Genomic DNA, 13,480 nt, shown 5'->3' on the forward strand with positions numbered 1-13,480 from the left:
CTCTAGCAGCTTTCTATGACCGCCCAGCAGAAAAAGGGGCTGAGCGAGGATCTAAGCAATGCTATAGTTAAAAGGTAAATCTGCTTTTCAATAAACAGATCAAGCAAATCGCTGATGTTGATGAAAACGCCCTTTTCACTCTGTACCACTTTATTTCTAGAACGCCAGAAATCGAGAAAGTATTAAGAATGGATATCGGCTTGATCGAAGTCCTGCCAGAAGAAAAGAAACTAAGAATTGTTGAATTGATGATGCAATCTGCATCATCTAAAATGCCGAAAAACTGTTCAAGCTTATATTCAGATTGTAAATGCGTTTCAATGTTTTTCAAAGATACCCTTGGAGAAGTAAGAACAGATATGACTCCAAATGACTTGTATAAATATTATATTGCTCATGCAAGTCACTCAATGAATCCGCACAACGCAGTCAGTTTAGCCGCAGTCGTTAAGTCAGTGGATGAAATGCAATATAACCTGGTTGATTTTTACCGAGAAAAATTAATTCAAACTCTGCACTTAGGTAATCAAGTGTTGACGGGTGATTCTGATTTGGATTTTGGGCTAAACCAAATTATCAAAGGAAACTTGGTGAAGTTGCCAAGAATCGCAGCATAAAGAAAATATTAAGAAGCTCAACACTATGGAGCTTTTTATTTTTAGATAAATAATAAAATATTTAAAAATTGTATTTACAACTCACTTTTTATATGTATAATTAAAAACATCAAGTAAGGGATGCCTTACAAACTAGCGCAAAAATTAAAGGAGCTTTTCATGGCTAAAAAAATAACGAAATTAATGCAGCAACCCTGACTAACCTACGCTCAGTACGCTCTATCACTTCAGGTATGACTCTAGAGCAGCTAGAAAAGGCAGTGGCTAACATGACTAAAGTGTTTGAAGAACAGCAAAGTTCAGTTGAAGCTGAAAAGAAAGCTCAACAAGAACGTCAAGCTCGTCTCGATGCAATTATTGCGCATATGAAAGAAGACGGTATCACTGAAGAAGAGCTGGCTGCTTATATGACAAAAGCTGAGACAAAACAGCCAAAAGCACGAAAAAAGTACGCAAAACGCCCAGCTAAGTACGAATACGTTGACGGTAAGGGTGAAGTGAAGACTTGGACAGGTCAAGGTCGTACTCCATCAGTTATCGCAAAAGCGCTAGAAAATGGAAAGTCACTTGCTGACTTTGAAATCGAAGAGATCGCGCAGGCAGCTTAATAAAATCTGTGAAATGCACAAAAGGGAGCTTAGGCTCCCTTTTTCTTTATCTTATTGACTTATAATTGCTATTAAATTAACATTCATTGAAAATTAATTATTAATAAGGAAATAAAATGTCTGATACGTTTATAATAAATAAAAACACTACTGTAGATGATGCTAAAGGCATGAAGGCTAGACTAGATAAAGCGAGTAGTAAAAAGGACTTCTTGTTGAATAAACCTTCAGCTATCTTATATCGCGCTAAGCTCGCACTGCTATCTTTTTTATTCGTAATTGCGTTAATTGTTGAGGGTTTTGTTATTTTTTTTGATAAAAGCATTGCGATTCAAACTGACTTAGCATTAAAAATTAATGATCAATTTACAATATCTGAAATTTCAAGTGGGTACTATACACACTTAATTTTATTAATAGCAGTTGCGTCGTTGAGCTATGTTTTTTTATATTTTGACAACAGATCTTGTTCAAAATACAAGAAAGAGTATTTAGAGCTTGATTCTAGACTCAAAGAAATAATTGAATATAATGAAAACCCTTTTAATGATGAAAAGATTTATAGAATTGAAGATATAGAAGACTTGTCGGTACTTATTTGCGTGTTTATGGCTACTCTTACAGCGATGTCTTTGTTCGTTTCAGTATTAAGGTTTAACCATTATGATGACTATTTAAAAGAAGTAAAAGGATCTGGTGAACTATATTCAATACACTATAATCGCTCATTCTTATCGGACGGATTTACACTATTTGAGGAAAAAGACGGTGAAATTATCAAAACTACGATTCCATCAGGTGTGCCAGTAAAAATCATGCAAATCAGTGAGAGCGAGAAAGGAAGATTCGAGTATTACTATCGAACCCATAATAATCGCATACTTAGCAAAGAAAATCGTTCCGCAGAGTATTACTTAACGGTATACCTACCAAAAGAAATGAATATTGAAGGGTCTAAGATGCTCTAATAAAGTATTAGGAATATAAAAAGCAGGCAAACGCCTGCTTTTTTATTCTCATTAAATTAAGTCTTTGTATTCGGTGATAGCGGAAAGATTGTTCTGGAGTTTTTCAATCTGACCTTTGATGTCTGATTCAGCCTTATCTAGCTGTGTTTTGCTTACAATATCTGCATAGTAAGGTTTGCAAGTTGTAAAAGGGTTATACCATTGTGATTCACCAAAAATACAATGCTTGCGTTTATGTTCGATATGTTCCTGGACACTATTAAATCCATTTTCTTTTAGAAAAGATTCTGCGCTTTCATCCAATAAGGCGACAAGTGCAACGCTATGTCCAGAATCGGTATCAGGTTGGATGAATACAGCTCTTGTTCCTTTCTTTACAAAACGAAAGTCGTTGATGAAAACAACAGTCTCAAGTGGTTTCAATAGGTTGCGATCAAACATCGTTATTCCTCATTTCATATATTTGATTAAGAATACACCAGTGAAAGTAAAAAGCAATATTTTTATTTTAATATCAGTCACTTATGAGTTGATCTATATCGCATTTTTATCACATATATAAAATAATAATTTGATTATTAACAACCCCATTACTACAATACAACTAAGCATGAATCTCCAATTCATAGTTTACACAAATCATAAAAACTATAAAAATGACAATCACCTCGATTGTTGCCTCAAATACTCTGGCGCATTTATATGCGCCATTTTTTTATTTAAATCAATTTGACTCTCAATGTAATTTATGTATAATAAAAACATAAAGTTATTGAGGTCGAAAGAATGACAAATGAATCAAACTTATCTAAATTCGCTCTATATGGACTAAGCGAGCTACAAAAGTATGTTACTAAGCGCGAATGGAATGACTCTTCTAGTCTCGCATACAAACTCGTAGCAAAAGCGAATAATGATAAGGATTTCGCCAACAAGCTAGAGTTATACCTTCAGCTAAGAGTTGATAATCCTACTGTTTATTTACGTGAGCTTTGCGATATTGTTCTAAATACTGAAGATTCGTATTTTAAAAGCCTTAAGATCGGCAATGCTGTGGATGGTCTGGATTCCGCATACCTATGTTTTAGTCAGCGCGTAAGTATTGGTCATCAAGATGTAGAAGAGCAAGTTCTGGGTTCTCGCGTAAACGCGAAAGAAACGGTAGATATCCTGAATTCATTGGGACACCTTACAGCGGAACAAACCGATGCTGTTGAAACGCGTAATCGAAATTTACGGTTGATTAATGTCGCTCATGGTAACAAGCATGTGTATTTAACTGTTTGTACTACCTCTGCAACTTACTGGCTGAGTTCTACGGATATGGCTCCAATTGGTTCAGCGCGATTCATCAGTCATGATGTCGCTGAATACAAAGAGGACTTGGATCGATTTTTCGATTTTATTCTGCTTCGTAGCTAGATTAAGAACTCGTGATGGATGCCTTATACATGTACGGTAATCCATGTTAGATTTTAACGATTAAAATTATCAAGGTGATTATATGTTTGGATTGGTACGTGTAGTAAAAGGCATTGCTAAACTCCAGGGCGACGAATCTGAAGATCAAATGTGCGCTATGGCTGCTGGTCATTCAGCTCTACGTTCAAATGGCTGGTTGGCTACCGTCTTTGAGTTAGATAAAGAAGGAAAGCCAAGTGCAATCGTATCCTACTGGAAAGTATCTGACCAAAGCGTTGAAGAGAAACTTCCTCGTGGTCAAAAATACGCATTCATCCCGAAATCAGTTTTTGAAAAGTTAGCGTCATAATGCGTAAATGATGATAAATTTGCGTATTATAAGGACAAAGCAAAAGGATGGTATACATGAAAAAATACGTAAAATGTCTGATTGAGAGTGAAGATAAGGGCATCCTTCTTATTCAACGTTCAAGCAGTGACGAGCACGGTTCTATGTGGGAAACACCAGGTGGTGGCGTTGATGATGGTGAAACACTAGTTGAAGCTGTCATTCGAGAAGTGAAAGAAGAAACGGGTCTGGATGTCTCTGTTGAAATGGATGGAACAATGTTCCTTTCTGATGATGCAGATCCAGAAATGAAATTTGAAGCTAATCTCTTTAGCGCCAAAACTACTTCTGGTGAGGTTTCGCTTGTACAAAACGATGATCATTCCGACCATGCATGGGTTAAGCGAGAAGATTTGTTTCAGTTTATGTTAGACGGAAATCAAATTGACCGTTGGACACTTAGCCATATTATCAAGGGCTAAGAAATACAAAAGAAGCCGCTATGCGGCTTCAATCATCAATGTTTCTCTTCCTTTGAGTGCGCTTATCACCTCAGAATGAAGAAAATCTCTTACTAGCGAGAAGCCTGTATACCCTCTTCCACCAGCCTCATACACTTCTCGGGCTTGGCTTGATAGTGACTCAAATTGATTAATTACTTGATTGATTAGTTCAGATTCATTTTCATTAAGCGTATCGAGTACAAATGTATCAATGCTGCAATCACTGCTTGATAGTTCTGCTTTCAATACTGCTTTAGCATTTCTGATCCTGTTCGCACCTATCGTAACGGATAGCTCGTGAAAAACAGTATCAAAATCTGAGTGATATATGGTGCTAACTAAGTTCGTCTCACCAATCTTGAATTCTACAGCTACTTTATTGGTTAATTCTGAATTTATCATAAACATTACTTTCGCATGGAATTAAAGCCGCCAATCTTTATTTTTTCTCATTTTATCATCATCTTACGATAAAAGTCCACCTTTAATTTAAGCTATAAAAAAGATAAAAATTAAATAATTTAAATTATATTGTTGACTCTGATCGTTAGCAATGTATTATTGAGAGCAAGCAGCAGGAATGCAGCTAAGAAAAGACTTAGAATAGTCACTTGAACATGCATTAATAAATTTAATTAAATATTTAAAAAATAATTTACTTTTAAATTAATTAATGTATTATAAGAAACATAAAGAGATGCAAAGCATCTGAACAATAAAGTAAATTTAAGAGGTACACCATGAAGAAGTCTATCATCGCACTAACACTTGCAGCAGCTACCGTAGTAGCACCAGTGGCTCAAGCAGAAAACCAAAACCTGACTAAGTTTGGCGACATCGCTCAGATCGGTGTTCCTCTTACAGCAGGTGCAATCGCTCTTTGGAAAGGTGACGGTGAAGGCTTTTTCCAGCTAGCTGAGGGCGCACTTTATACAGCAGCAGCAACACACGCACTTAAGTGGGCAGTTGATGCAGAGCGTCCAGATGGTTCAGCAAATAACTCATTCCCGTCTGGTCACACATCAGCAGCAACACAAGGCGCAGCGTTCCTACAAATGCGCTACGGTTGGGAATACGGTCTACCTGCTTACGCTGTATCAGCGGTGGTTGGTTACTCTCGCGTACAAGCTGATAAGCACTACTGGCGTGATGTGGCAGCAGGTGCGGTGTTAGCAACAGGTGTACAGTACGCAGTAACAAAAATGGGTTACTCAATGACAAACATCGCTCTTGCTCCATACGTGAACGGTGATGAAGTGGGTCTTTACGCAAGCATGAGCTTCTAAATGATCTAATTACGGGGAAAAAGACTTCCCCGTAAATACAGATTAATTTATTAAAAAGCATTGACTCTAAATCTAATTAGTGTATTATTATAAACATCAAGGGGAAGCAAAGACTTCCCTAAATTAACGTTAAAGTTCAAAAGGAAATACACCATGAAAAAACTAATCATCGCAGCAACACTGGCAGCAGCAACCGTAGTAGCACCAATGGCTCACGCAGAAAACGAAAACCTAACCAAGTTTGGTGATATTGCTCAGATCGGTGTTCCCCTAACAGCAGGTGCAATTGCTCTTTGGAAAGGTGATGGAGAAGGCTTTTTCCAGCTAGCTGAAGGCGCACTTTATACAGCCGCAGCGACCCACACTCTTAAGTTGGCAGTTGATGCAGAGCGTCCAGATGGTTCAGCAAATAACTCATTCCCGTCTGGTCACACATCAGCAGCAGCTCAAGGAGCAGCATTCCTACAGTTCCGCTATGGCTGGGAATACGGTCTACCTGCTTACGCAGTATCGGCGGTGGTTGGTTACTCTCGCGTTCAAGCTGACAGACACTACTGGCGTGATGTTGCAGCAGGTGCGGTGCTTGCTACAGGCGTTCAGTACGCAGTAACTAAAATGGGTTACTCAATGACAAACATCGCTCTTGCTCCGTATGTTAACGGTGATGAAGTGGGTCTATACGCAAGTATGCAGTTCTAAATATTTCAGACTTAAGATACGGGGGCTATATGCTCCCGTTTTTTCGTTCACGCAAATCAAAGAGTAATAAAAGAGATGGATTGACAATGACGGGCTTATCCCGTCTAATTATTCCAAAATGAAAAACTATTTAATTGATAAAATAAAGGAATTTAAATGAAAGATCTGATTAGAAAATCAGTTTTACTACCACTTTTAGCCACTGTTTTTGTTTCTGGTTGTTCTGTATCTGTAGGAGTAAAGGAAGAAATAAAGTACGGTACTTCCTTAGGGGTTTCAATGATTCGTGTGTTTATTCCTGCGGATATTTATGAGTATGTTCATCATGAAAAATTAGCCACACCCAAAGATGTTACTTTATCAAACAGCTTGAATGAGACGTACACAGTCAAGGATGCGGTTTACTTTGGAGAGAGCGAACTCCCTGGCGAAGGTGGAGCTTATAAGATTAAGTACGCAATCAACGAAGAAGAGTTTGGTGGGGAGCTTTCTTTTGATAAAACAGGATGCAAAGAATACTTTGTTGATAATGGAATGATTACAAACATGGAGGCTTGCGGAATTAATATCTATCATGTGCGAGGTGAAAGGATTAGTTCTCAGAAGCGAGCTTACATTTCATTTGATTAAAAAAGAGTGGCAACGGTTGCCACTCTTTTTGTTTTCTCTAAGCCTTAACGGTTAAAGCATAAGTTTTAATCAAGTCACCAAGAGATAAACCTCTTTTATCGATCTCTTGCTTGATGATTTCGCCAAGATGACTTACAACCACATTGCTAAATGGAGTCAGGTAGAACTCTCTATAAGAGCTGATCTCAACTCCATCGCGTTGTTCTGTCATAGGGAAATTAACGATGTTTAGGCTTTCAAATAACGCTTTATGGTAACGAGAAAGTCTCTCATAGTGGCTCATATACGCAGGACAGTCGCCGTAGTCGTCAAATGAAGTTTCAGCAAGCATTTCATAATAAGGTTTCGCCAGGTCTTCTTCAGACCAATCACGCGCTTCGAAAGCGTTCTGTACCGCTGGTTTACCTTCATGCATAATTTTAACTGGAGCGTGAGCGTTTTGCTGCGTCATACCACCAATAAAGTTGATAATAAAGTGCTCAATGAGACCGTCCATCGCTTCAGGCTCAGAGAATTTTTTATCAAGGCATAGAATAAACGCGTTTTTTGCATCCTCACTAATATTTTTCTGGTAGACGGTTTGAGTTGCTACGTTTTTTACATCAACGGTAAACGTTTTGATGATGTGAGTTGATTTTAAGTTGGAGTGTCCGCACATTCTAGCAATTGCAATGTAATAGCGAAATACACTCTGGATAGCATCATCAAATGTATCAAAGTACGGATTGCCTTCTACTAACTCAATTTCACCTGATGCTGGATTAGGCTTAAATAGCTGATCAGGGAATCGTGGGAAAGCCATATGAGCAGGCATGAGATCGAGAATTAGCGGCTCAGTAACGCCATCGAAAAACAATTCGGCTTTAGTCATGATCTGCTTTTTATAAAACTCAACATCTAGATCAGAGGAAGTGTGAACAACCACTTTTTCCAAATCATAGAGAAGGTTATAAATTGGTGTTGTCATGGCTTGATGGTTGACGAGTTCGCGAATGCTACCAGGAAATGTGTTGTCCGTCTTTCCATTGACTGGTGTCATAGATAAGGTAAAGCAGATTGTTTGAAGTGGGTGCATGTTCCTATTCCTTGCTTGTCAGCATAAAAATCCAACTATCACCAATTATACATATATAGAATCAAAAGTAAATGAGGTATGGGTGTTTGGGGATTTTTCATGTGAATTGATAGCAATTGTTCGTTGACACTGCGGCGAAGTTGCTAATTAGACAGAAAAAGCACTCTCTGAGAGCAAGCCGTTTACCTAACGTGGATCTGTAAAAGCCCTTAATTGGGCTTTTCTTTTGAACAAATTCAAGAATCACAAGGATTTACACTTGATGGGTATTACTATAAAATACAAAGTGTTGATGAAATAGATAAAACAATAAGTGCAACATGCACAGACAGTCAGCGCAATTATGAGTTTACTCTAAAGGAATTAAGTGAAAGTCCAGACTTAAAGCTTGATTAGCCAAGATGGATTTCTTGCCAGAACCAAAAAACCAAAGCACTTGTGACATCTAAATAAAAGTGGCGCTAATTTAAATTAGAACCACTTTAAGTAAACGGCTTGCTCTCAGAGAGTGCTTTTTAAGGCGTTTTTAAAAAAGGGTAGTCACAGCCATGACTTTGACCATAAAGAGGCGTATGAGCGATTTAAGGGAGCAAATCAGGGTTGTTTTGACGTGCTCGCCATTGAATATTTCGATCTTCAATGAATTTAAGGTGTGATAAGCCGTATTTTACGCTGTGTTCCATTCCACCAAGCTTACATAACCCTTTGAAATCTTCATTTTCTTCATAGCTCCAGGCTGGCTTATCTTCTTGATAATGCTCTACAGCAAACGCTCTTAGTTTTTCAGCAAGCTCTGAGAATGTGCCCGCTTCATGAAATTTTTTGATTTGTTGCCACTCATAAACACGCCCCAAAAGAGCGCTATTGGTCTGGCAATCTTCGGTGTATAGCAACTGGCAATTTGGGCAAGCGTCCGTAGAATTTCGTCCAATCGAGCCTACTTCCTTATGTGTAGGGTGATTGCAGTTAGGGCATGTGCCGATTGTAATTGATAACATAAGTTGTCCTACTATGGTGTTTGGTGCCGCATCAATCAGGAATTGCATTCCTGATATGATTTTGAAATAAGGTATCAACGTTCCCTAATTTAACTTGGGGATTATCATTGCTTCTAAAAATATGTCTGAATTGGCTAATGGTTTTATCGCTGTTCATGCGAAAGTTTTTTGTAAACGCTGAAATTCGATTAATAATGATTTCTTTTAGCTTCTCGTCTTTAAAATAAACCGCTTGCTTACCCTGCTTGTAAAAGCCTTCAATCCCCTTTTCATGCTTGATTTTTAGCTTAGGGCTTTCAATCGTAAACATATCCTTTTTCATGTTATGAAGATCGATATGAGCAACAAATTCGAGATCCGCAACTTCAAACTCAGCAAAAATAAAAGTTAGGTATCCTTCTACTCTTTGGCTTTCAGTAATATCAAGGTCAATCTCGATAGCTAGCTTGTCTAGCGAGGTGTCAATGCGACTTGTTCTATTAGCTTTCATTTGATCCCCTACTCTTTGATCTGAGCATCTACGCTTTTGAAATAACCTAAAACTAGATCGTTCATAGCAGACTTGATGGTTACGTGTTTTTCTTTAATCAAATAATTTTTATAGCAATCTTCAAAACAGCTCTTAACAGTATGCATAAGATGATTTCTAGTTAGGTTAGCAAGGCTCTGACTTGCTTCAATGAGACCATCACTTGTCTCCAAGACATAATATGGGTCATTGTTATCATCTGAACTGATCGAGTAAATTGATTTATTCAGTGAAAAGGCAATATTGTACTGTTTGAAATTTGAACGAGGTCTTAGGACAAAGGTGATTCTTGCATTAAAGAGTTCCAGATCGTTCTTCATAAAGTAAAGATGTAATCGACCAACGCCCTGCCCCGTACTATTAATATGCGAAATAACCGTAATTTCGAAACCATTAAGGTTAATTTCCGCATCTTGAAGAGTAGGGATTTTTTTAATTTCTTTCATATGTTACCGCCTAAAACCAACTTTAATAATTATACATTAATAACGCTAAAGGTCAATAATTTAATAATTAAAAAGCGCCATTAAATATTTTTGCAGATAAATAAAAAAGGGCTGGCTAATGCCAACCCTTTCAGGTAAAATCCTTTAGAATCAATGACTTACGGACTAAAAAGGAATGTCGTCGTCAAAATCCATTGGTGGTTCATTGTATTGCGGTTGCGACTGCTGATGGTTCTGCGGCTGCGACTGTTGATGATGCTGCGGCTGAGCATGTTGCTGAGGTTGACCACCTTGAGCGCGACCTTGTGCTGGTTGACCTTGTGCTGGTTGACCTTGTGCTGGTTGACCTTGACCGCCTTGAGCGCGACCGCCTAGCATTTGCATAATGCCTTGGTAGCCCTGAACTACAACTTCTGTAGTGTAGCGATCTTGACCTTGCTGATCTTGCCATTTACGAGTTTGTAGTTGACCTTCAATGTAAACTTGAGAGCCTTTACGTAGGTACTCGCCAGCCACTTCTGCTAGTTTTCCGAACAGAGCTACGCGATGCCATTCAGTTTTTTCACGCTGCTCACCAGTCGCCTTATCGCGCCATGATTCAGATGTTGCGATAGTGATATTAGCCACCGCGCCACCGTTAGGCATGTAACGAACTTCTGGGTCGCCACCTAAGTTGCCTACAAGAATTACTTTATTAATGCCACGAGATGCCATAATTTATTCCTTATTTACTATTGGTGTGGTTCAATTTTGTTAAGAGCTTTTGCCCTCTTTATGTTTACAATTATACTTATAACCAAACCGAAGTCAATAGATAAATAATAAATAATTTAAAAAACATTTTCAGAGTAAAAAGAACAAAGCCCATTGCTATTTCTCATGGGGAAGCCATGAGTTTTTCTTGAAAGATATGCTGAATGGTTTTCAGAGTTAGTTCGGTTTATGAGCTTTGATTTAATTGGTTATCTGATTTGATTGATATTGAGCTATAGGAAATAAAAAAGGGCAAGCTTAAACTGCTTACCCTATTCCGAACCAGTGTGCTTTATGCAGCTTCGTTTTCTTCAATATGGTCTAGGTACTGACGGAAATCATCAAAATATTCATCACCAGATTCTAAGAACCAAGAACACCATTCTCCATCTTGAGGATCAATCATCTCCAACTCAAAGATGTTGGAGTAATCAACACGCATAGAGTCGCATTCTGTTAGCAAGAACTCATCGTAACGAACAAGCAGATTGTAGAATTCAACCGCTTCTTTGATGTCTTTAACAGGGAAGTAAAACGGATTGCAAGGCACTTGAGGAAAGTATGCCATGCGAAGACCAAACTTTTTAGCATCAGAGCATTCCTGTAAGTTATCAGGTGATTGCTCGAACAGATCGCCGTAAGCATGTGAGTTCACGCTATTCACATAGCTTTGGTGATTTGGGTGGAGTTGATTATTCTCACCACAAAATTCAAGGCGAGATTTGTACGGTGCTAACGAATGATTTTCAATGGCTAGGAAGTTCTGAAAAAGAACAAGCAACAAAGCTGAGCGCACTTCATTACCCTTGGAAGGGGTAAACTCAAAGGGTTTGTTAGCATTGATTAGATGTGGTCTGTACTTCGTTTTCATTCTGCAATTCCTTGAATAGTGATTTGTTTCTATTATACATTTATACGCCACAAGCTCAATTTAAAAATGAGGTAAAACACCTCATTTTTATGGCTTGTTTATGCAGCATCAATCGCGAAACTTTCCGCAATAGCATGTGTGTAAAGGTTGTTTTCACTTCCCTCAACAAGTACCGTGAATGACTTTTCAGGATTGAAGAGAAACACGTTTCCGCTTTGAGTTCCTGACGCTAATTCACTTTGCGGAACTAGATAAGTACCTGTGCCATTGCGACTTGTATCTTTGATCTCAACTGGCGTTGAGTGAAGTCGATGTGAAAGCTTGTCGCCTTCTGTTAAATTCTCAAAATTGTGTGTAATAGTGTCGATATCCTTATCAATGTAACCTAATACTTTAAGTAACACGCCCTTAGAAGCGTTAAGGATGTTGTATTTACAAACTAACTGTTCAATATCAGTCTTGTTTAGCGCACCGTCAAGAGTTTCCGCGCCATTGGCAGAGATAACTACCAGATCATTTTCTAGATTGCTTACAAAAACAATGTTCTCGATGATATGTACGGTTTCATATTTAAGATCTAGATATGACTCAGTAAGCTTTAAAACTAGGTTGTTTGTGCATAGTGTACTCACTGTGCTTGCATCAAGATTACATCCAACTTTATCTGTCACAGCTAGCAAAAAATTACGGCTGTTTCGTACAGATTCGCTTAGGATTTTCAATCCATGAGATTGGTAAATATCTACGATAAATGGGTGATCTGCACAGTTATCAATAAGGTATTTAGCGATAACGATTTTATTCAGTTTATTCATGGCGCTGCCCTCTTTATGCTTTTGAAATGTCGAATACAGGATAACCGCACATTGCGCTGTCAATAGCTGAACTTACAGCATCAACCAGGCTCGTAAATGGTGTTGATTTGATACCGCAATCAATGCTCAAGAAGTAGTTTGCGCCATCTTTGATCAGTTGAACCCATTCAGTATCGTTTTCATCATCTAAAAGTGAATCGATTCCGATTGATAGCTGTTCTGTTGAGAATGTTTCAGGAAGAGACTCAATGTGTGACTTGATTTCATCCAAGCAAGAATCACAATCACCATCCAAGCTAACTCGCAGGTAAGCACATAGCTGGGCTTTAGTAATGACTGAAGCCGCTTTCAGGGCTTCAGAAATGACAATTAAGCAATCTTCTCTTTTCATGGTGGTATCCTTTAATTATTTAATGCTTAGTAAGTTACACCAATAAAAAATTAAGTCAATAAATATTGACTTAAATAATTAAATATGTATAATGAAAAACATCAAAGAAAAATGTAAGCAATATCGAGGCGCACCATGAAAAACTTACAAATGTTCGGCATCCGTGAAAAAGAAAGCAAGTTAATGAAAGAAGTAAATTGCGAATCTTGGTCTACCACTTATTCAGCAGGAACTGAATATGAAATGGCTGATTTCGGTCAGGGTGTTGGTGAGTTTCGATGCTCAGAATTAGCCCCTGTCTTATTTTCAGTTCTAAAGGGTGGCACTAGTCATCTTGAATCACCGAAAATGACAGCAAGTGAAAGTAAAACAGTAGAAGTTGTTACTTACAATGTCGGTACAGATGTTCGTGAATTCCGAGTTGTTGAGATTACCGAGTCTTTTAAGAGTGCTGTAATGCCATATGATTCTTATGCTGAATTCTGTCAAGCAGCAAACGAGAATATTCATCTTCTCAACCTGTGAAGCGTATAGGGGTATA

The 13,480-nt window shown here is 38.1% G+C and carries 20 protein-coding genes; 10 read left to right on the forward strand and 10 right to left on the reverse strand.

Features of this window, described 5'->3' with window-relative positions; all coding sequences use genetic code 11:
* Positions 1 to 188: 188 nt before the first annotated feature.
* The 3 genes from AACT42_RS14770 to AACT42_RS14780 all read left to right on the forward strand — a co-directional run bounded on the left by AACT42_RS14770 (position 189) and on the right by AACT42_RS14780 (position 2,193).
* Entirely contained in the window at positions 189 to 617 is a 429-nt protein-coding gene (locus AACT42_RS14770; protein WP_094133116.1) for a hypothetical protein, read from the forward strand.
* A 194-nt stretch (positions 618 to 811) separates the two neighbouring features.
* Positions 812 to 1,225, forward strand: coding sequence for an H-NS family histone-like protein (locus AACT42_RS14775; RefSeq protein WP_445286094.1), 414 nt, complete (start codon positions 812 to 814; stop codon positions 1,223 to 1,225).
* A gap of 116 nt (positions 1,226 to 1,341) precedes the next feature.
* A complete protein-coding gene (locus AACT42_RS14780) occupies positions 1,342 to 2,193 on the forward strand; it encodes a hypothetical protein (RefSeq protein WP_094133114.1) in 852 nt (283 codons plus the stop codon).
* Between the two features lie 51 nt (positions 2,194 to 2,244).
* On the opposite strand, the gene AACT42_RS14785 is transcribed toward AACT42_RS14780, so the two are convergent.
* Entirely contained in the window at positions 2,245 to 2,634 is a 390-nt protein-coding gene (locus tag AACT42_RS14785; protein WP_094133113.1) for a hypothetical protein, read from the reverse strand.
* Positions 2,635 to 2,979: 345 nt separating this feature from the next.
* On the opposite strand from AACT42_RS14785, the gene AACT42_RS14790 reads away from it, so the two are divergent.
* From AACT42_RS14790 to AACT42_RS14800, 3 genes are all read left to right on the forward strand, one after another.
* Positions 2,980 to 3,615 (forward strand): hypothetical protein, encoded by a 636-nt coding sequence (locus AACT42_RS14790; protein WP_094132242.1) that lies wholly within the window; start codon positions 2,980 to 2,982, stop codon positions 3,613 to 3,615.
* A gap of 82 nt (positions 3,616 to 3,697) precedes the next feature.
* Positions 3,698 to 3,964, forward strand: a complete 267-nt coding sequence (locus tag AACT42_RS14795; RefSeq protein WP_094132241.1) for a hypothetical protein — start codon at positions 3,698 to 3,700, stop codon at positions 3,962 to 3,964.
* A 56-nt stretch (positions 3,965 to 4,020) separates the two neighbouring features.
* Positions 4,021 to 4,425, forward strand: a complete 405-nt coding sequence (locus AACT42_RS14800; protein WP_053319045.1) for an NUDIX hydrolase — start codon at positions 4,021 to 4,023, stop codon at positions 4,423 to 4,425.
* Positions 4,426 to 4,443: 18 nt separating this feature from the next.
* Here AACT42_RS14800 and AACT42_RS14805 read toward each other — a convergent pair whose 3' ends face one another.
* Positions 4,444 to 4,848, reverse strand: coding sequence for a hypothetical protein (locus AACT42_RS14805; protein WP_094132240.1), 405 nt, complete (start codon positions 4,846 to 4,848; stop codon positions 4,444 to 4,446).
* A gap of 338 nt (positions 4,849 to 5,186) precedes the next feature.
* On the opposite strand from AACT42_RS14805, the gene AACT42_RS14810 reads away from it, so the two are divergent.
* From AACT42_RS14810 to AACT42_RS14820, 3 genes are all read left to right on the forward strand, one after another.
* The gene (locus AACT42_RS14810; RefSeq protein ID WP_094133921.1) at positions 5,187 to 5,732 is read left to right on the forward strand and encodes a phosphatase PAP2 family protein; all 546 of its coding nucleotides are present in this window, start codon (positions 5,187 to 5,189) and stop codon (positions 5,730 to 5,732) included.
* A 153-nt stretch (positions 5,733 to 5,885) separates the two neighbouring features.
* A complete protein-coding gene (locus tag AACT42_RS14815; RefSeq protein ID WP_254918656.1) occupies positions 5,886 to 6,431 on the forward strand; it encodes a phosphatase PAP2 family protein in 546 nt (181 codons plus the stop codon).
* Positions 6,432 to 6,587: 156 nt separating this feature from the next.
* Positions 6,588 to 7,061, forward strand: a complete 474-nt coding sequence (locus AACT42_RS14820) for a hypothetical protein (protein ID WP_094133920.1) — start codon at positions 6,588 to 6,590, stop codon at positions 7,059 to 7,061.
* Between the two features lie 37 nt (positions 7,062 to 7,098).
* Here the strand turns inward: AACT42_RS14820 and AACT42_RS14825 are convergent, their stop codons facing one another.
* The 8 genes from AACT42_RS14825 to AACT42_RS14860 all read right to left on the reverse strand — a co-directional run bounded on the left by AACT42_RS14825 (position 7,099) and on the right by AACT42_RS14860 (position 12,939).
* Complete coding sequence (locus tag AACT42_RS14825; RefSeq protein ID WP_094133919.1) at positions 7,099 to 8,136, reverse strand: hypothetical protein; 1,038 nt, start codon at positions 8,134 to 8,136, stop codon at positions 7,099 to 7,101.
* A 581-nt stretch (positions 8,137 to 8,717) separates the two neighbouring features.
* Positions 8,718 to 9,134: a hypothetical protein gene (locus tag AACT42_RS14830; protein ID WP_141193269.1), complete on the reverse strand. Its 417-nt coding sequence runs from the start codon at positions 9,132 to 9,134 to the stop codon at positions 8,718 to 8,720.
* A gap of 31 nt (positions 9,135 to 9,165) precedes the next feature.
* On the reverse strand, positions 9,166 to 9,624 hold the full coding sequence (locus AACT42_RS14835; RefSeq protein ID WP_094133917.1) for a hypothetical protein: 459 nt from the start codon (positions 9,622 to 9,624) through the stop codon (positions 9,166 to 9,168).
* Between the two features lie 8 nt (positions 9,625 to 9,632).
* Entirely contained in the window at positions 9,633 to 10,109 is a 477-nt protein-coding gene (locus tag AACT42_RS14840) for a hypothetical protein (RefSeq protein WP_094133916.1), read from the reverse strand.
* A gap of 165 nt (positions 10,110 to 10,274) precedes the next feature.
* On the reverse strand, positions 10,275 to 10,823 hold the full coding sequence (locus tag AACT42_RS14845) for a single-stranded DNA-binding protein (RefSeq protein WP_094133915.1): 549 nt from the start codon (positions 10,821 to 10,823) through the stop codon (positions 10,275 to 10,277).
* 331 nt (positions 10,824 to 11,154) lie between these two features.
* Positions 11,155 to 11,733 carry a hypothetical protein gene (locus AACT42_RS14850; RefSeq protein WP_094133914.1) on the reverse strand — a complete coding sequence of 193 codons (579 nt, stop codon included), beginning with the start codon at positions 11,731 to 11,733 and terminating at the stop codon, positions 11,155 to 11,157.
* Positions 11,734 to 11,831: 98 nt separating this feature from the next.
* The gene (locus tag AACT42_RS14855) at positions 11,832 to 12,548 is read right to left on the reverse strand and encodes a hypothetical protein (protein ID WP_094133913.1); all 717 of its coding nucleotides are present in this window, start codon (positions 12,546 to 12,548) and stop codon (positions 11,832 to 11,834) included.
* Positions 12,549 to 12,561: 13 nt separating this feature from the next.
* Positions 12,562 to 12,939: a hypothetical protein gene (locus AACT42_RS14860; RefSeq protein WP_094133912.1), complete on the reverse strand. Its 378-nt coding sequence runs from the start codon at positions 12,937 to 12,939 to the stop codon at positions 12,562 to 12,564.
* A gap of 135 nt (positions 12,940 to 13,074) precedes the next feature.
* Here AACT42_RS14860 and AACT42_RS14865 point away from each other — a divergent pair, with 135 nt between their 5' ends.
* The gene (locus AACT42_RS14865; RefSeq protein ID WP_038128603.1) at positions 13,075 to 13,464 is read left to right on the forward strand and encodes a hypothetical protein; all 390 of its coding nucleotides are present in this window, start codon (positions 13,075 to 13,077) and stop codon (positions 13,462 to 13,464) included.
* Positions 13,465 to 13,480 lie beyond the last annotated feature (16 nt).

It is taken from the genome of Vibrio sp. V15_P4S5T153 (genome assembly GCF_963874485.1).
In the GTDB taxonomy this organism is placed as follows: domain Bacteria; phylum Pseudomonadota; class Gammaproteobacteria; order Enterobacterales; family Vibrionaceae; genus Vibrio; species Vibrio anguillarum.